Annotated in this window: 16 protein-coding genes; 5 read left to right on the top strand and 11 right to left on the bottom strand. The window is 67.4% G+C overall.

What is annotated here, in order from left to right:
* Positions 1–110: 110 nt before the first annotated feature.
* Complete coding sequence (tet(V), locus tag EL337_RS21440; RefSeq protein ID WP_197724289.1) at positions 111–1,373, top strand: tetracycline efflux MFS transporter Tet(V); 1,263 nt, start codon at positions 111–113, stop codon at positions 1,371–1,373.
* On the opposite strand, the gene EL337_RS21445 is transcribed toward tet(V), so the two are convergent.
* From EL337_RS21445 to EL337_RS21455, 3 genes are read right to left on the bottom strand one after another with little or no spacing between them, the layout of a single operon-like run.
* Positions 1,370–2,086 (bottom strand): CPBP family intramembrane glutamic endopeptidase, encoded by a 717-nt coding sequence (locus EL337_RS21445; RefSeq protein WP_048635322.1) that lies wholly within the window; start codon positions 2,084–2,086, stop codon positions 1,370–1,372. The genes tet(V) and EL337_RS21445 overlap by 4 nt on opposite strands.
* On the bottom strand, positions 2,083–3,228 hold the full coding sequence (locus EL337_RS21450; RefSeq protein ID WP_048635323.1) for an NAD(P)H-binding protein: 1,146 nt from the start codon (positions 3,226–3,228) through the stop codon (positions 2,083–2,085). The genes EL337_RS21445 and EL337_RS21450 overlap by 4 nt, the downstream gene beginning before the upstream one ends.
* Positions 3,229–3,285: 57 nt before the next feature.
* Positions 3,286–3,807: a gamma carbonic anhydrase family protein gene (locus EL337_RS21455; RefSeq protein ID WP_048635324.1), complete on the bottom strand. Its 522-nt coding sequence runs from the start codon at positions 3,805–3,807 to the stop codon at positions 3,286–3,288.
* Positions 3,808–3,886: 79 nt separating this feature from the next.
* Between EL337_RS21455 and EL337_RS21460 the strand changes: the two genes are divergently transcribed.
* From EL337_RS21460 to EL337_RS21470, 3 genes are all read left to right on the top strand, one after another.
* On the top strand, positions 3,887–4,846 hold the full coding sequence (locus EL337_RS21460) for an SDR family NAD(P)-dependent oxidoreductase (RefSeq protein ID WP_048635325.1): 960 nt from the start codon (positions 3,887–3,889) through the stop codon (positions 4,844–4,846).
* Complete coding sequence (locus EL337_RS21465) at positions 4,843–5,430, top strand: TetR/AcrR family transcriptional regulator (RefSeq protein ID WP_048635326.1); 588 nt, start codon at positions 4,843–4,845, stop codon at positions 5,428–5,430. Before EL337_RS21460 ends, EL337_RS21465 begins: the two co-directional genes overlap by 4 nt.
* A gap of 127 nt (positions 5,431–5,557) precedes the next feature.
* Complete coding sequence (locus EL337_RS21470) at positions 5,558–6,274, top strand: fasciclin domain-containing protein (RefSeq protein ID WP_048635360.1); 717 nt, start codon at positions 5,558–5,560, stop codon at positions 6,272–6,274.
* A 57-nt stretch (positions 6,275–6,331) separates the two neighbouring features.
* Here EL337_RS21470 and EL337_RS21475 read toward each other — a convergent pair whose 3' ends face one another.
* The 4 genes from EL337_RS21475 to EL337_RS21490 form a co-directional block, all read right to left on the bottom strand.
* Positions 6,332–7,474 (bottom strand): acyl-CoA dehydrogenase family protein, encoded by a 1,143-nt coding sequence (locus EL337_RS21475; protein WP_048635327.1) that lies wholly within the window; start codon positions 7,472–7,474, stop codon positions 6,332–6,334.
* A gap of 28 nt (positions 7,475–7,502) precedes the next feature.
* The gene (locus tag EL337_RS21480; RefSeq protein WP_048635361.1) at positions 7,503–8,249 is read right to left on the bottom strand and encodes an enoyl-CoA hydratase-related protein; all 747 of its coding nucleotides are present in this window, start codon (positions 8,247–8,249) and stop codon (positions 7,503–7,505) included.
* 56 nt (positions 8,250–8,305) lie between these two features.
* Positions 8,306–9,451 (bottom strand): thiolase family protein, encoded by a 1,146-nt coding sequence (locus tag EL337_RS21485; RefSeq protein ID WP_048635328.1) that lies wholly within the window; start codon positions 9,449–9,451, stop codon positions 8,306–8,308.
* A 103-nt stretch (positions 9,452–9,554) separates the two neighbouring features.
* Positions 9,555–10,874, bottom strand: a complete 1,320-nt coding sequence (locus EL337_RS21490; protein WP_048635329.1) for an acetyl-CoA hydrolase/transferase family protein — start codon at positions 10,872–10,874, stop codon at positions 9,555–9,557.
* A gap of 196 nt (positions 10,875–11,070) precedes the next feature.
* On the opposite strand from EL337_RS21490, the gene EL337_RS21495 reads away from it, so the two are divergent.
* Complete coding sequence (locus EL337_RS21495; protein WP_048635330.1) at positions 11,071–11,862, top strand: FadR/GntR family transcriptional regulator; 792 nt, start codon at positions 11,071–11,073, stop codon at positions 11,860–11,862.
* 126 nt (positions 11,863–11,988) lie between these two features.
* Here the strand turns inward: EL337_RS21495 and EL337_RS21500 are convergent, their stop codons facing one another.
* The 4 genes from EL337_RS21500 to EL337_RS21515 all read right to left on the bottom strand — a co-directional run bounded on the left by EL337_RS21500 (position 11,989) and on the right by EL337_RS21515 (position 16,909).
* Complete coding sequence (locus EL337_RS21500; protein WP_048635331.1) at positions 11,989–13,731, bottom strand: DUF3556 domain-containing protein; 1,743 nt, start codon at positions 13,729–13,731, stop codon at positions 11,989–11,991.
* A 121-nt stretch (positions 13,732–13,852) separates the two neighbouring features.
* Positions 13,853–14,374: a DoxX family protein gene (locus EL337_RS21505; protein WP_048635332.1), complete on the bottom strand. Its 522-nt coding sequence runs from the start codon at positions 14,372–14,374 to the stop codon at positions 13,853–13,855.
* A gap of 95 nt (positions 14,375–14,469) precedes the next feature.
* Positions 14,470–15,381, bottom strand: coding sequence for a hypothetical protein (locus tag EL337_RS21510; protein ID WP_126316646.1), 912 nt, complete (start codon positions 15,379–15,381; stop codon positions 14,470–14,472).
* 73 nt (positions 15,382–15,454) lie between these two features.
* Positions 15,455–16,909: a carotenoid oxygenase family protein gene (locus EL337_RS21515; RefSeq protein WP_048635334.1), complete on the bottom strand. Its 1,455-nt coding sequence runs from the start codon at positions 16,907–16,909 to the stop codon at positions 15,455–15,457.
* Positions 16,910–16,927 lie beyond the last annotated feature (18 nt).

Consider the following 16,927-nt stretch of genomic DNA (forward strand, 5'->3'; position numbering starts at 1 on the left):
GTCGACGTCAGCGTGACCGACTACACCCAAATCGCCCGTGGGCGGCGGAAAATCGTTCGACTCGACGGCAGGTCGTGCGCGACCATCGTTCGGTGAGTACGCAATTCGACATCGAGGCGCCGGTGGCCCCCGGCGGCTGGCGTGTGCTCGCACCCTTCCGGTTCCGCGAGTATCGCCTTCTGATCGCGGCGGTGTCCCTGTCGATCTTCGCCGAGGGTATGTGGGCCGTCGTGATGGCCTTGCAGGTCATCGAACTGTCCAACGATCCGACGTCGCTGTCCTTGGTCGCCGCCTGCCTGGGTGCCGGTCTGGTGTCGTTCGTGCTGGTCGGCGGACTGGCCGCCGACCGGCTCAGCCAGCGCGGCATCATTCTCGTCGTCGCGGCCGTCAACACGGCGGTCACTTCGGCGGTCGCCGCACTCGGGCTCATTGGTGCACTGAGGATCTGGCACATGGCCGTGGCGGCCGCGGCGCTCGGTATCGCTGCGGCGTTCTTCTTCCCGGCGTACAGCGCGATCCTGCCGAGGATTCTGCCCGCCGAGCAGCTACTGGCCGCCAACGGCGTGGAAGGTGTTGTGCGCCCGGTGTTTCAGCGCGCGGCCGGGCCCGCGGTGGCCGGCCTTGTGATCGGTGCCACGTTCCCTGCGGCCGGGGCCACCGTGGTGGCCGTGCTGTTCGGTGTCGGCTTCGTACTACTGGTGGCCACCCGGCCACCGGTGGTCACCGGAACCGAGGTGCAGCACGACCGTCCGCACCTGCTCCGGGATCTGTTGGACGGCTGCGCGTTCGTGCTGCAGACACCGTGGCTGCTGTGGACCCTGCTGTTCGCCAGCCTGTTCGTGCTCGTCGTCCTCGGCCCGATCGAGGTGCTGCTGCCGTTCGTCGTCGCCGACAGGTTCGACCACGGCGCCCAGACCTACGGCTTCATCCTGGCGTTCTTCGGCATGGGCAGCGCGCTGGGCGCGTTGGCGGTGTCGTCGAGGCGGCTACCGCGTCGGTATCTCACGGTGATGATGGTGATGTGGAGCGTGGGCTCCATCCCGCTGGCGGTCGTCGGCGTCACGTCGTCGTTCCCGTTGATGGCCTTGGCGACATTCGTCATCGGCGTCACCGACGGTGCGGGCATGGTCATCTGGGGCACGCTGCTGCAGCGGCGGGTGCCCCCGGAGATGCTGGGCCGAGTGTCGAGTCTGGACTTCTTCGTCTCGCTGGCATTCATGCCGGTGTCGTTCGCGATCGTGGGTCCGCTGTCGAAAGTCGTTCCGATGGAGGCGATCTTCCTGGCCGCCGGCGGCCTGCCGGTGCTGTTCGGCGGCGTCGCGATGTGGGCGGCCAAGATGCGCCGCGACGAGCTGGCGCATCCGCTTCGCTAGACGCCGAAGATCGGAGGAAGTGCGAGCACCATGACCACGCCCCACACGAAGTGGGTCAGCATCGGTGCGAGCACTCCTCCGGTGGAGCGGCGCAGGAGGGCGCAGACGGTTCCGAGGATGATCGCGGCGAACCCGAGCATCGGGTTGCCCGTCGTGGCGGCGGTCGCGATGACGTACAGCACGGTCGAGACGAGGACCGGTCGGTACTTCGCCAGCGCACTGTAGAGCGCGCCACGGAAGAACATCTCTTCGGCGAGCCCGTTGATGACGGTGATGAACACCATCAGATACAGCGGGGCGGCGTTGGAGTACTCCAGCACCTGCCTGATGTAGTCGTTCACCCCGGGGATCTGCCTGGCTACCAGACCTCCGACGACGAAGATCGCCCCGAGAGCCAGCCCCACCGCGACACCGGTGATCACCGGCCGCTGGTTGCGACCCCGAAAGTTCAGGTGCCCCATATGCAGCGGGCCGGACGCGAAGGCGCCGAAAGCCCAGACACCCGCCAGCGCGAGGGTGAGCCACACGAATGAGTTGTCGCCGGGGGGTCTGCTCAGCGAGTAGCCGAGTAGGGCCGCTCCGATGAGCAGGACGACCGAGACGATGAATTTGCGACGGGTGACCACTCCGGGCGTCTCGTTGTACGGCCTGGCCTTGGTGCGGGCTACGCGCAGCCACTCCTTGGGCCATCCGCGGCGGGTCGGGGTGCTCACGCCGGCATCACCTTCGGCACCAGTCCGATCACGTGATCCAGCCCGGTGCGCACAGCCGCGGCGACGGGGCCGGGCACGAACCCGATCAGACCGAGGACGGGATGTACGAACGGCGGCGTGACCGCGCCTGCCAGTTTCTGCAGTCGCAGCGTGTCCCCGCCGGCCCACTGGGGATCGGTGTCGGCCAGATGGTGCGGATCGCCCAGCTCGTTGACCGGGCGCCGCGGCGGACTCGTCACCGCCCGACGCATGGCGTCCTCGACGGTGACCGGTCCATCGGGCGGCGCGGGGACGAAGTCGCCGAGGTCGTTCGTCGACGCCATCATCGGATAGTCAAGGGATTCAACAAGATCCGCAGCCAGACCGCCGGGGACAGGCAGAATGAGGCCGGTCACCTTCGACACCAGGCTGGTCTCGATGCCGTACACCGCGACAGGCTGCCGCCAGATTCCGGCGGTGCGCGCGTAGGTACGCAGCAGGTCGCCGTAGGTGGTGGTCTCGGCACCCCTGATGTCGTAGGACCCGGCGGGCACCTTCTCGTCCGCGACCGCGACGAGGTAGTACAGCACGTCGCTGATCGCGATGGGATCGATCGGGTTCGCCGACCATTCCGGCATCGGCAACACCAGGAAGCGGTCGGCGACGTAGCGAAGCATTTCAAACGATGTGGAGCCCGCGCCTATCACGATCGCGGCACCCAGCCACACCACGTCCGGACCGCCCTCGATGGTGAGAGCTGCAGCGACCTCGGCGCGACTGGCCAGGTGCTCAGACAGCGTACGGCTGTCGGGTACGAACCCGCCCAGATAAACGATGCGACGTACCCCCGCCGCCTTGGCGGCGGAGGCGACGTTGGCAGCGGCCTTGTTGTCGGCCTCGCGGAAACCGGGCTGCCCGATGCCGTGCACCAGGTAGTAGACGACGTCGATGGGTCCGGCCTCGGTGAGCGCCTGCTTGGCCGAGATCTCGTCGTGCGCATCCAGGGTCACCGCGGTGACGTCGTCGTACCAGCCGAAGTCGGCCAGCCGTTCGACGTCTCGGCTGGCGGCGACAACTTGGTGACCGTCTTCGAGCAACGCTGTCACCAGGCGCGAGCCGATGTATCCGGTGGCGCCGGTGACCAGAATGCGAGCAGATTCCACGTTAAGCCCTGTACCCCGGCGCGCCCGATCAGAACCTGACGTGGGACGTTAGCCCTGTCACTGCGCGTCCCGATGCAGCTTGACCAGCTCCTGATACAGGGTCGCGTTGGTGCGGATGCCCGCGATCTCATCGTCGCCGAGTTGACGCCGGACCTTGCCGGGAACACCGGCCACCATCGAGCCCGGCGGGATCACCGCGCCCTGCGGCACCACCGCTCCCGCGGCGATGAGCGACCCGGAACCCACCACGGCGCCGTTGAGCACCACCGCGCCCATCCCGACCAGCGAGTCGTCCTCGACCGTGCAGCCGTGCAGCACCGCGTTGTGCCCCACGCTCACACCCGCACCGATGCGGGCCGGGAAACCGGGATCGACGTGAATCGTCACGCCGTCCTGGATGTTCGTGCCCGCCCCGATCTCGATGCGTTCGGCCTCGGCGCGCAGGATCGCTCCGTACCACGCACTCGCGCCGGCAGCCATGATCACCTGGCCCACCACGGTGGCGTTGGGGGCTACCCAGCTGTCGGGATGCAGATCGGGTGAGTGTCCTGCGATGGTCAGGATCAGTGGCTCGGCCATGGCCGTCATCGTAGGACGGGACCTCCGCACCGGAGGACCTAGTGACCGCAGCGGCGACGCCACGTGCGATCCTCAGCACGTGACAACGACGTCAGCAACTGCACTCGACATCGTCGACGGCATCGACCTCACCGGCAAGACCTGCGTCATCACCGGCGCTTCAGCAGGCCTGGGCCGGGAATCCGCCAGGGCTTTGGCCGCCACCGGTGCGCACGTCATCTTGGCGGCACGCAATGCCGACGCGCTGGCCGAGACCGAGACCTGGGTACGCGCCGAGGTCGCCGACGCGCGCCTGTCCCTGGTGCCGTTGGACCTGACGTCGCTGGCCAGCGTCGCGGCCGCCGCCGAGCAGATCAGCGAGCTGACTCCCGTGGTCCACGTGTTGATGAACAACGCAGGCGTGATGTTCACCCCCTTCGGCCGAACCGCCGAGGGCTTCGAAACACAATTCGGCACAAACCATCTGGGCCACTTCGAATTCACCCGGCTGCTGTTCCCCGCGCTCGTGGCCGCCGACGGCGCCCGGGTGGTGGTGCTGTCCTCCGAGGGCCACCGGATGAGCGACGTCGACTTCGACGACCCCAACTTCGAACACCGCGACTACGACAAGTTCGCGGCGTACGGCGCCTCCAAGACCGCCAACGTCCTTCACGCGGTCGAACTGGACCGCAGACTGCGCGACAGCGGTGTCCGCGCGTTCGCGGTGCACCCCGGGATCGTGGCCACCTCGCTGGCGCGGCACATGACCAATGACGACTTCGCCAGCCTCAACCGCTCGGCGGCGTCGCGGAAGAAGGACACCTCCGAGCCCCCGACGGACTTCCGTACGCAGTTCACGACGCCCGAGCACGGCGCCGCCACGCAGGTGTGGGCGGCCGTCAGCGACGACCTGGACGGCGCGGGCGGGGTCTACCTGTCCGACTGCGCGATCCGGCAGGCCGCGCCGTATGCGGTGGACGAATCCAGGGCGCTGACCCTGTGGGACCTTTCGGAGCGACTCTGCACGCGGAGCGCGCCGAGCCTAGGCTCAAGTGCGTGAATCCACCCGCGAAGGTCATCTACCTTCGCTCGTATGGTGATCGCGACCGCGACGACCATGACGTGGTGCGCGCCGTCCTCGACGCCACCGTGGACCTGTTGCGCGACCAGTCCTTCGACGACCTGACCACACGCCAGATCGCGGACCGGGCGGGGGTTGCGCACAGCGACCTGTGTGCGTATTTCCGGTCCAAGGACGCGATCGTCGCCGAGGTCTACCTGGGATTGCTGCGCGACGCGCCGCTGGCGGTCGACGTGGAGGAGTCCGCGCGCACGCGGGTGGTGGCGTTGTTCCACCAGCTGGTGATGCTGCCGGCGGACCGGCCGGGCCTGGCCGCAGCATGCTCGAGCGCGATGATCTCCCAGGACAAGACGGTGCAGCCGATCCGCAGGCGCATTCAGGCCGAACTGCACCGGCGGGTGCGCACGGTGCTGCGCTCCGACGCCTGGCCGGAGGTCGCTCAGACGCTTGAGTTCGGCCTGGTGGGGGCCATGGTGCAGGCCAGTTCGGGGGCGGCGACGTTCGAGGGCATGGCCGACGAGTTGGCCCGGGTTGTCACGACCTTGTTGCCGGAAACTTCCTGACTGCGAACTCCCTGCTCAGAGGGGTGGTTGCGGCCTCGTCCGCGCCGTCGCCGCGCATTCTCGACTTGGTCGTTACCAATTCGTGCACATACCATCCAGGCGATTGACAAGTGTGAAGGAGCCCAACGTGAAGACCCGCACCAGCAAGGCCGTCGGCGTCGCCCTCAGTGCCGCCGCGATCGCCATGTCTGTTCCGCTGGCCGTCAACGCCTACGCCGAGCCGGCCGCCCCGGTGGTCGAAATCCCGGACCCGCAGGGGCCCGACTGTGGCGCGTTCAAGGAGGCTCTGCCGAACTGGAAGGGTCTGGCGAACCTGCCCGTCAGCACCGCCCTGTCCAGCATTCCCGACATCTCGACGTTCAGCTCCGCCGTCTCGGGCCAGCTGAACCCGGCCGTCAACGTGGCCGGCGTCTTCGACAACGGCCCCTACGTGATCTTCGCGCCCACCAACGAGGCGTTCGCGGCGTTGCCGCCCGAGCAGCTCGAGGTGCTGCGCACCGACGCCGCGGCGCTGACCACGCTGGTGTACTACCACGCGTTCCTCGGCCTGCTCGGTCCCGACGATGTCAAGGGCCAGCGTCCGACGCAGGAGGGCACCGAGGTCGAGGTGACCGGTTCCGGCGGCGACATCCAGGTCAACGAGACCGCCAAGGTGGTCTGCGGAGGCATCACGGCGCAGAACGCCCGGATCTACATCATCGACTCGGTGCTGAACCCGGCCGAGGCGCCCGCGCCGATCACGCCGACCACGACGAGCACCACCGAGACCACCACCACGGCGGAGACCACGACTCCGGCGACCACCACGCCGGCGCTGCCCGCCGCCGAAGCACCCATCAGCTGACGACTTCGGTGTAGTTGGTCAACATCAGCTTGACCAACTACACCGAAATCGCTTGTCTCAGAGGCCCAGATCGCGGCCGATGATCTCTTTCATGATCTCCGTCGTGCCACCGAAGATCGTCATGATGCGTCCGTCGACGTAGTCACGGCACACGCGGTACTCCATCATCCAGCCGTAGCCGCCGTGCAGCTGCACGCACTGGTCGACGACCTTCTTGGCGACTTCGGTCGCCCACCATTTGGCCTTGGCGGCTTCGACCGCGGTCAGTTCACCGTCGACGATGGCCTGCAGGCACCGGTCCACGTACTGCTCGGTGACGTCGAGCTCGGTGTCCATCTCCGCGAGCAGGAACCGGTTGTGCTGGAAGCTGCCGATCGACTGCCCGAAGGCCTTGCGATCCTTGGCGTATTGCAGTGTCTGACGCCAGGTTTCGCGCGCGCCGGCGATCGCGGAGATCGCGATCGACAACCGCTCTGAGGGCAGATTCTGCATCAGGTGGTAGAAGCCGCGTCCCTCCTTGCCCAGCACGTTGGCGTTCGGCACCCGCACGTTCTCGAAGTGCAGCTCGGCGGTGTCCTGGGCGTGCATACCCATCTTGTCGAGCTTGCGGCCGCGCGTGAACCCGGGCATGTCCCGCTCGACCACCAGAAGCGTGAAGCCCTTGTGGCCCGCCTCGGGATCGGTGCGCGCGACGACGACGACGAGGTCACTGTTGATGCCCGACGAGATGAAGGTCTTGGAGCCGTTGAGAATCCAGTCGTCCCCGTCGCGCACGGCCGACGTGCGGATGCCCGCGAGGTCGCTGCCCGCGCCGGGTTCGGTCATCGCGACCGCGATGATCGTCTCGCCACTGGCGATCCCCGGCAGCCATCGCTGCTTCTGCTCGTCGGTGGTGAGATCCTTGAAATAGGGCGCGACGACGTCGTTGTGCAGGCTAAGCCCGGGTCCGGGCACCCCGGCTCTGGCGATCTCCTCGTCGATGATCGCGTTGAACCGGAAGTCATCGGTTCCGCCACCGCCGAACTCCTCGGGCATGTTGAACCCGATGAGCCCGTGCTTGCCCGCGGCCACGTAGGCCGACCGGTCGACGAGGCGGTCGGCCTCCCACTTCTCGGCGTTGGGGACGAGTTCGCTGTCGATGTAGCCGCGGACAGTGTCCCGGAAGGCTTCGTGCTCGGCGTCGTAGATCGTTCGCTTCATGTGTGTTCCTCCAGTTGGCGTACTTGGCTTACTTGGCCTTCCATACCGGCGCGCGCTTCTGCGCGAAGGCCAGCGGCCCTTCCATGGCGTCCTCGGTGGTGAAGACGACGCCTACTTCCCGCATCGTTCTGGACCAGCCCGGTTCATCGGCGGCCACGATGCCGTCGTCGGAGCCGACGGCGACCCGCTTGCTGGCCTGAACCGCCAGCGGGGCGTTGACCGTGATCCGCTCGGCGAGTGCCAGGGCGGCGTCGAGCTCGGTCCCGTCGGGGACCACCTCGTTGATCAGACCCCACGACAGCGCCTCGGCCGACGTGATCGGTTCTCCGGTGAACATCATCTGCAGCGCCACCTTGCGGGGCATCTGGTCGACCAGGCGGAAGACACCGCCCGCGGCCGCGATCAACCCGCGCTTCACCTCGGGCAGCCCGAACTTGGCGCTCTCCCCGGCCACCACCAGGTCGCTGGCCAGCGCCAGTTCGGTGCCACCGCCCAGCGCGGTGCCGTTGACCGCCGCGATGGTCGGCTTGTCGATGAAGTGGCGCACGTATCCGGCGAAGCCCCACTTGGGATGGTCGGGGTGGCCGATGTTCTCGCCGCGTGACAGCGCCTTCAAATCCGCTCCGGCACAGAAGGATTTGTCGCCCGAGCCGGTGACCACGACCACCCACACGTCGGGGTCGCGCTGCGCCTCGTCGAGTGCGTCACCCAGCGCGATCGACACCGAGGCGTTGATGGCGTTGCGGGCCTCGGGACGGTTGATCGTCACGATCATGACCTTGCCGCGGCGCTCGACCAGAGCGCCCGGAGCGGCGGCCTCTCCGGTGTCGGTCACAGAAGTTCCAGGATGGTCGCGTTGGCCTGGCCCCCGCCCTCACACATCGTCTGCAGGCCGTACTGAATTCCCTTGTCCCGCATGTGGTAGAGCATCGTGGTCATGATCCGGGCTCCGGAGCCACCCAGCGGGTGGCCGAGCGCGATGGCGCCCCCGTTGGGGTTCACCTTCTTCTCGTCTGCACCGATGTCCTTCAGCCATGCCATCGGCACCGGCGCGAAGGCCTCGTTGACCTCGAACACCCCGATCTCGTCCAGCGAGAGACCGGACCGCTGCAGCGCCTTCTGGGTGGCCGGGATGGGCGCGGTCAGCATGATCACCGGGTCGGCGCCGGCCAGCACCGCGGTGTGCACCTTGGCAAGGGGCTTGAGCCCCAGCGACTTCGCCTTCTCGGCGGACATGAACAGCAGCGCGGCGGAGCCGTCCGAGATCTGCGAGCTGTTGCCCGCGTGGATCACGCCGTCTTCCTTGAAGGCGGGCTTGATCTTGCCGATCGACTCGATGGTGCCGCCGCGACGGATGCCCTCGTCCTTGAGCACGGGGTTACCGTCCTGGTCCTTGATGGCCACGATCTGGTCATCGAAAGCGCCGGAATCCTGTGCTGCAGCGGCTTTTTCATGTGAGCCGAGCGAGAACTGATCCAGGTCGGTGCGGCTCAGTCCCCACTGGTCGGCGATCATCTCGGCGCCGATGCCCTGGTTCGGGGTCTGGCTGTACCGGCCTCGGAACGCCTCCGGGTAGGGATGGCCGCCGTTGGCCAGCGAGGAACCCATGGGTACCCGGGACATCGACTCGACGCCACCGGCGATGACGACGTCGTAGTGGCCCGCGACCACGCCGGCGGCAGCGAAGTGCACCGACTGCTGGCTGGACCCACACTGGCGGTCCACGGTCACGCCGGGCACCGACTCCGGCCAGCCCGCGGCCAGGACGGCGGTCCGCGCGATGTCGAGCGCCTGCTCGCCGGCCTGCATCACGCACCCCCAGATCACGTCGTCGACGATCGCGGGGTCGATGCCCGCACGCTCGGCCAGGCCGTTGAGCACCTGCGCCGACAGTTCACCCGGGTGCACGCCGGACAGCCCGCCGTTCCGCTTGCCGACTGGCGACCGAACGGCCTCGACGATGACGGCTTCAGCCATGGAGATACTCCTTCATTGACGGGTCTTTCCTCGAACGTAAACGAACAAGGTTTACTAGGTCAACCTACTGGTTGGTAGGTGTCAGTCCCACTCCGGGGACCTCCTATCCGGCGACCGGTGAACGGCCCTTCGCGGCGCGTTCGGACGCCGACAGCAGGTCGTCACGGAACTGCGGATGCGCAATGGCCGCGAGCGCCTCACCGCGTTGGCGCACGGTCAATCCTTCCAACTCCGCCGCGCCGAACTCGGTGATGATGACGTCGACATGATGACGCGGCGTCGTGATCACCGCTCCCGGCCCGAACCACGGCACGATCCGTGACTTCAGGTCGCCCTCCTCGCCGAACGTCGACGGCAGGCAGATCAGCGACCGGTCCGTCAGCTCCAGGCCTGCGCCCGCCACGAAGTCCTCCGCGCCGCCGATCCCGCTGAACTGGTTGCCGTTGATGGTGTCGGCCACGACCTGACCGTGGATGTCGACGGCAAGTCCGCCGTTGATCGAGATCATGCTGCGGTTGGCGGCGATCACCTCGGGCGAGTTGACGATCTCGACCGGCAGGAAGGCGACGTCGGCGTTGCCGTCCAGCCACGTGTAGAGCTCCGGTGACCCGAACGCGAACGTCGTCACGCTGACGCCGTCATAGAGGCCCTTGCGGGCGTTGGACACCTTGCCGGCCCGGTGCAGCTGCATACAGCCGTCGGTGAACATCTCACTGTGCAGCCCGTAGTCGCCGCCGTCCCCCTCGGCCAGCAGCGTGGCGATCTGGCTCGGGATCGAGCCGATCCCGGTCTGCAGCGTCGCTCCGGGGCGGATGAAGGAGACCGCGTGCCGGGCGATCGCCTTGTCCGCGTCGCTCGGTGGCGGTGCGGGCAGAGAGAGCGGCGCGTCGGTGGAGTGCACCAGGATGTCGATCTCATCGACGTGCAGTGCGTGGCGGTGTTGCGTGCCCAACCCGAAGGTCCTCGGGTACGCCTCCGAGACCTCGACGACGAGCACACGATCGGGATCGGCGCCCGCGCGGCGCAGTTCGTCGATGGTGCCGCCCGCATGCAGTGACAGCGAGCACCAGCCGTCAGCGTCGGGCGGCGCCGCGACCGTCGTCATCACGCGCGGCGCCTGCCGTTCGAGCAAGGGCCCGAACCTCCGGAAGTCCGCAGGCGTGAACTCGATATCGGCGCCGCTGTCGCGCAGCGCCCGCTCCAGCGGACCGAAGAAGCCCGACAGGTAGTGCACGCCTCCACGCGAGAACAGGTCGGTGCCGACGGCCAGGAGCGCGCCGTAGACGCGCAGGTCGGTCCAGTCGTCGCGCTCGCCGAGAGCGCGCAGCAGTGCCGGCGGTTGGCCGGGCCCGAGCGGGATGCCCAGCGTGTCGGTGGTTCGCAGTCGCGCAGCAGCCTCGTCGGCCGTCAACTCCTGTGGCATGCGGCTACCCTGCCATGCGCGCGGCGACAGCTTCGGCGATCTCCAAGTGTCCGGCGCAGATTCGTCACGACCCCGGTGAGCTGGCACAATCGACGTCCACCTGCACGGATGCCGTTCGGACATTCGGCGCTGACCCCACATGGTTTACTGAGTTGCACAGCTGAGGTGCACGAGGTCGACCCGCGAGGAGGGTGCAGTGGCTCGCAATACACCGCTGGCCCCGATGATCGGGCCGGACGCGGTCGCGTCGCGCGCTGCCGTGCGCTCCCCCAAGACCGCCGAGCTGGTCGCAGGCACGCTGCGCCGGATGGTCGTCGAAGGGCAGCTGCAGGACGGCGACTTCCTGCCCAACGAGGCGGAGCTGATGGCGCACTTCGGCGTGAGCCGCCCGACGCTGCGGGAAGCCGTCCGGGTACTGGAGTCCGAGCGTCTGGTGGAAGTGCGCCGAGGATCGCGCACCGGTGCTCGGGTCCGGGTGCCCGGCCCCGAGGTGGTGGCCCGGCCGGCAGGGCTGCTGCTGGAACTGTCGGGCGCGACGATCGCCGATCTGCTGACCGCGAAGTCGGGCATCGAGCCGATGGCCGCGCGCCTGCTCGCCGAGTCCGGTACGGCCGCGGCGTTCGACGAGCTCGAGCAGATGCTCGAAGTTCTCGTCGCCGACGGTCATCAGTCGGCGCGGCTCGCCGAGGCCACGGGTGCCTTTCATTTGCGCGTGGTGCAGCTGTCGGGCAATGCCACGCTGGCCATCGTCGCTGGGATGCTGCACGAGATCACGGTCAGGCACACGGCTTTCGTGTTCAAAGAACGTCGCCCGGTCTCGAAGGCCGACTACGAGAAGCTGATGCGGTCGTATCGCAAGCTCATGCAGTTCCTGCGCGCGGGTGACGCCCCGGGCGCCGAGGCGCACTGGCGCAAACACCTCGATACGTCACGGGAGTTGCTGCTGACGGGCCTGGAGAGTGTGCCCGTCCGCGACGTGATGGGCTGAGGGTCAGCCATCGCGCGGCGGATGACGGCTACCGCGGCGAAATCCACCTTGTGCAGCGGACGTTCGGGTAGGCGTCTGCAGAATGCGACTTTCGCCGCCGCATTCCACCCGCGATGACGGGAAAGCTCAGGGCGCGTCGGCGCCGCCCTTGCTCCACGTCACCTGCACCGGCACCGTGTCGTCCCACGGTTGGCGCGTGACCATGTCGGCGACCATTACGTAACCGCGTTCGAACTCGCCTGTGGCGGCATCGACGAGGCGGTACTCCTGGCGCTGCTTGTGGATCGGCTGCGCGTCGAGCAACAGCACCCGCACCTCGCCCGGCTCGAAGTGGCACCGCTTCTGCAGGGCGGCGATCAACTGCTCGTTGTGCATGTGGCCGTCGCCGAAGTTCCATCCGATCGCGGTGCTGCAGATCCGCTCACCGTCGGTCAGCACATAGTCGTCCTCGTTGTATCCGGCCATGGTCCGGTGCGCCAACGTGAACATCGCCCGGCCGTGGGTGTTGAACGACCGGAATGCGTACCCCATGTACTGGTACATCTCGGCAGTTTCCTTGCTGCCGTAGAACTTCTCCATCTGTGCGGCCGGCATCGCAGCGATCGCGACGATGCCCGTGCTGATCTTCTCCGCCGCCGACGGTTTCACACACCACAGCGAGGTATCCCAGTTGCCGGCGTAATACCGCATCCCGGGCAGGAAGGAGACCTTGCGCGGAAACAGGTTTCCGACCACCACCGTGCCCGCGACGACGGCGAACAGCACAATGGGCCAGGGACTCTGCAGATCCCCGAGGCCCACTCCGGCATTGCCGACGAACAGCGCGAGAACGCTGAACATCATGAAGACGTTCCATTCCAGCGGCACGCCCATCGGGATCGCCGACAGGATGCCGAAGTGGAAGCAGATCATCACGAACGCGGCGACGGCCGTCACCCACCCGCCGTGGGAGAAGAACAGCACCAGCGGCACGAGCATCTCGATCGCGGTGCTGAAGTGGGCCAGCACCCGCGACGCCCGACCGGGACGCAGATCATCGGGGAAGTGCTCGAAGAACTTTCGCTTGATCCACTTAGGGCGCATCACCGGGTTGTTGCTCATCATCGTCGAGATGACGAACGGGAAGTGCTTGTTCAGCTTCGACGTGGCCGCGCCGATCCAGATCACCAGACACACCAGCTTGGCGGCGATGATGATGTCCGCCCCGCTGAACAGGAAGCACACCGCCAGCGAGCCGTACACCTCGCCTCGGGCAGCCAGGAACAGCACCTTGTCCCGCAGACCGGCGACAGCCAACAACACCACGATCGCCACGGTCTGCCACACCGGCAGCACGCCGACCTCGGAGCCGATCTCCGGAATAGGGCCGGTGCCATCCGAGAACAGAGCGATGAGGAGAACCACCAGCAGGGCGCCGTAGAGCGCGACGTCCAGCGGCGTTCGCGAGTCCCCCCTCGTCAGCGGAACGCGGTCGGGCCATGGCGGCAACCGAATGGTCTTGGGCCGCAACCAGTACAGCACCGAGCCCATCGGCGGGAAGAAGCGGTTGTTCAGCGGTCCGAACCCGCAGCCGAGCCCGACGATCTCGAACAGCATCGTGTAGAGGACGACTTTCTGGTACACGATCGGTTCGTGGTACCAGGCCGCCACGTTCGTGAAGCCGTCGATCCCGGCCGTGCTCAGCACGATGAGCCACGCCACCAGGGCGTACAGGAGGATCTTCACCACGTAGAAGAGGTGCATGACCACCGGCGTGCCGAAGCCGACCTCGGCCCAATGCCGGGCCATGGGGATGATCCGTTCGGCCCGGGTGCCCTTGCTCCATTCGGCGTAGTCGACGACGGGCGCGTCCTGCTTGAGAAAACCCATGCCGGTCAGACTAGAACGTGTTCCAGTTCAACTGGCGCGAACAGACACGAAATCGCATGATTTCGGCCCGAGCGTGCGAGTTTGCGTCTGCTCGCGGGCAGTGCCCCCGCCCGCGGAGCCGCTACGCCCCCGTCTTGGCCGGTGGGCGGTAGAAGATCACCAGCTGGCCGATGCCGCCGGCCAGTCCCAGCACCAACGCGATCAGCAGACCCCACCAGCCGTGCAGGTAGTCGTAGACGCCGCTGCCGGAGAACAGCAGGTGGTCGAGGCTGAGCCGGCCCGCACCGATGGTCGCGATGCCCACGGCCGACGCCGCCAGCACCAGGTTGTACTCGTACCCCTCCTTGACGATGAAGAAGCCGTTGTCCTTGTGCACGGTCCACGCCGCCACGAACATCAGCGCGACGAAGCCGGCGGCCGGAACGGGGGTGAGCAGACCGACGGCCAGGCCCAGCCCGGCAGCCATCTCGGTGGTCGCCGCGACCCGGGCGTGGAACATGCCGGGCTTCATCCCCATGCTGTCGAACCAGCCGGCGGTTCCCGCCAGCCCGCCCTTGCCGAAGAACTTGTTGTAACCGTGGGCGGCCATGGTCAGGCCGAGCACCACACGCAGGATCAGGACTCCGACGTCGTAGGCAGTCATGTAACAGAACTTAGAACATCTGTCACGTCACCGCTCACCCCCCTCTCACGCTCGGGCATGGCTCCGCGAGGCGCGGACTCATGAGTCCTGGCTGATCAGGCCGGACCGCAGCCGGCGAACTGGTCCTCCAGCCGCTCTTTGAGCTGGGCGAATCCCGACACCGGCGGCGGTGCGAACTCTGCGGGCGCACAGGCGGTGAAACTCGCGACCTCGGCGGGCGCGTCGCCCGTCATCCGCCATTCCACGGTGACCGGATGAGCCCTGGTCGGCGCCACCGCGGCGACGACCGCGAGCGCGTTCCCGTAGGCCTCGTCTGGCGCGCCCAGGTCAACAGTCAGGCCACTGATTGCTGCGGCGAGGACGTCGACCTGAAAGACGATGACGGGCAACCGGTCCCGCTGACCGACGATCATGTCCATCTGGGCGTGGGTCAACGGCAGCGCGACGTTCCAGCCGCTCCGTTCCCGATAGGCGCCCGACCTGACGTAGACGACTCCGTCGGCGGGTGTGGGTACGACGGTGGACAGGCCACCCAGCGCAGCCCGCAGATCTGCGTCGGGCTCGGGTGAGTCCCAGATCTCCAGGTTCGGCGGCCCGCCCACCTGCAGCCACTCGATCGTCCCGGCGCCGCTGCGGACCCGCAGGCCGCGTAGCAGTTGTGCGACGGTGACGATGTACTCCGGCGATTTGCCTGCGCTGTATTCGATGCCGGCCCGGTCGGCGACGGTGATCGTCGTCTTCTGGCGGTGGTCGCTGAACTGGGTGCCGACCAGTTCCTCGACGCGGTGCGCGGCCGCGCCGATCTCGGGTTCTGTCGCCCGCGTCATGTCCAGGTCGATGCTGAGGTTGGCACCGTTCTCGAAGTCGTTGATGTAGGCGACATTCATCGCCGCCACGCCGGGCATGCCCTGCAGCTCGACCCTGATCCGGTCGGCGTCCGCACTGCGGTCGGGCGTGCAGCCGACGATGGTGATCGCGACCATGACCATCGCAGCAATCCGACGCATCTGCCCACACCACATATCGGCAAGTCTCACCCTGCGGCGTGGCGACCGCTTGAGTAGGTCTACCCAGAACGGGTCATGCAGCAGGAACCCAGTTTCCGTGGAAACCAGCTGGGACCCGGTGCGGCAGGGCGACGGCCGCGACGTCCTCGAGCGTGGCCGCATCGAGGATGGCCAGCGCACTGCGGTCGTTCGCCCGGTCGTACACGTAGCCCATGAGCACGCCGTCGTCTTCGGCGGCGTCCGGCGACGACGGGTGGAAGACGAACTCCCCCAGCGACTTTCCCACCCCGAAGGAACGCGTGACGTTGCCGCCGCCGACGAAGTCGTGCTTGAGCAGGCAGTCGCCGGAGGCGCCGCCGGAGATGCCGTCGACGAAGTGCGGCGCGTAGCCGTACCGATGGCGCTTGCCCACCAGTCGTTCGTCGACCCGCGGGAACTCCTGGGCACGATCGTCGATGCGCGACTCCCGCACCTTGCCTGCCGCCAGATCGACCGTCCACCGCTCCAGCGTCGGCGGGCCTTCGTCCGGCCCGCGCAGATCGGTGGCGAACATCTTCGGGTGCCGGACCACGTCGAGGACGACAGTGTCGTCGGTCGGCGAATCGTAGGCGTTCATCGGATGGAAGACGTAGCACGGCTCGACCTCGAACCAGCGGACGTCGGCGTTGCCACCCTCGCGGGGCATGACGCCGACCCGGGCAGGGTAACGCGGATTCCACGAGTAGGGGAAGTTGTACTCGGCTGTCGTCGACTTCGGGCTGCGCGCTGCGATCGGGTCGGGGATACGCACGCGACCGATCAACGCGGACAACAGAAGTCGGGCCGGCAGCTGCAGAGCACGCGGAACAGACATCGCGACCGCCCGGCGCGGGTCGAACGTGACGGGCAGGTCGTAGAACACCACGTGCCGTTCGGTCAGCGAGAAGTCGTGCATCATCGGAGCGCCGCCGACCTCGACGTCCACGGTGCGCCGGGCACGGCCGTCGGTGCCGATCACCGAGTACTGCACGGTGTTTCCGCGCATCATGCTGTAGGAGACGGCGTGCAGTTCACCGGTGTCCGGATCCCGCTTGGGGTGGGCGGTGTATCCCCCGGTCAGCGTTCCGTCGAAATCGCACACTCCGACCGTGTCGAGTTCGTCGGTCAGCTCGTAATTGGCCGCGCCCCCTTCGATGATCGCCAGAATCCTTCCCGCGTGCGCGATCACGTTGGTGTTGGCCGCGACCGAGGACACTCCGGCATTGCGCTGCGGCTCCGGCTCGCCCAGCAGCCGCGCCGCCTGCGGCCCGCGGACCCAGCGGTTGCGGTACCACTCGGCGCGGCCGTCACGGATCCGCATGCCGTGCACCATGCCGTCACCGAGGAACCAGTGATAGAGCTCGGGATCGATCTCGCCGATCGGGTTGGGTCCGTTGCGCAGATAGCGCCCGTCCAGATAGTCCGGGATCCGCCCCGTCACCGCGAGGTCGGTCAGCGTGTACTCCTGGGATATCGGCGCCAGAGCGCCCTCCAGATACTTGTTCGCCATCGCCGAACCTCCGTATAA

The organism is Mycolicibacterium aurum, from assembly GCF_900637195.1.
GTDB classification, from domain to species: domain Bacteria; phylum Actinomycetota; class Actinomycetes; order Mycobacteriales; family Mycobacteriaceae; genus Mycobacterium; species Mycobacterium aurum.

What these genes read in the sequence shown, in the direction of transcription:
- EL337_RS21455 (WP_048635324.1), bottom strand. Translation starts at nt 3,807, where the DNA reads ATGGCCGAGCCACTGATCCTGACCATCGCAGGACACTCACCCGATCTG.
- EL337_RS21510 (WP_126316646.1), bottom strand. Translation starts at nt 15,381, where the DNA reads ATGCGTCGGATTGCTGCGATGGTCATGGTCGCGATCACCATCGTCGGC.
- EL337_RS21475 (WP_048635327.1), bottom strand. Translation starts at nt 7,474, where the DNA reads ATGAAGCGAACGATCTACGACGCCGAGCACGAAGCCTTCCGGGACACT.
- EL337_RS21490 (WP_048635329.1), bottom strand. Translation starts at nt 10,874, where the DNA reads ATGCCACAGGAGTTGACGGCCGACGAGGCTGCTGCGCGACTGCGAACC.
- EL337_RS21505 (WP_048635332.1), bottom strand. Translation starts at nt 14,374, where the DNA reads ATGACTGCCTACGACGTCGGAGTCCTGATCCTGCGTGTGGTGCTCGGC.
- EL337_RS21500 (WP_048635331.1), bottom strand. Translation starts at nt 13,731, where the DNA reads ATGGGTTTTCTCAAGCAGGACGCGCCCGTCGTCGACTACGCCGAATGG.
- EL337_RS21485 (WP_048635328.1), bottom strand. Translation starts at nt 9,451, where the DNA reads ATGGCTGAAGCCGTCATCGTCGAGGCCGTTCGGTCGCCAGTCGGCAAG.
- EL337_RS21515 (WP_048635334.1), bottom strand. Translation starts at nt 16,909, where the DNA reads ATGGCGAACAAGTATCTGGAGGGCGCTCTGGCGCCGATATCCCAGGAG.
- EL337_RS21480 (WP_048635361.1), bottom strand. Translation starts at nt 8,249, where the DNA reads ATGATCGTGACGATCAACCGTCCCGAGGCCCGCAACGCCATCAACGCC.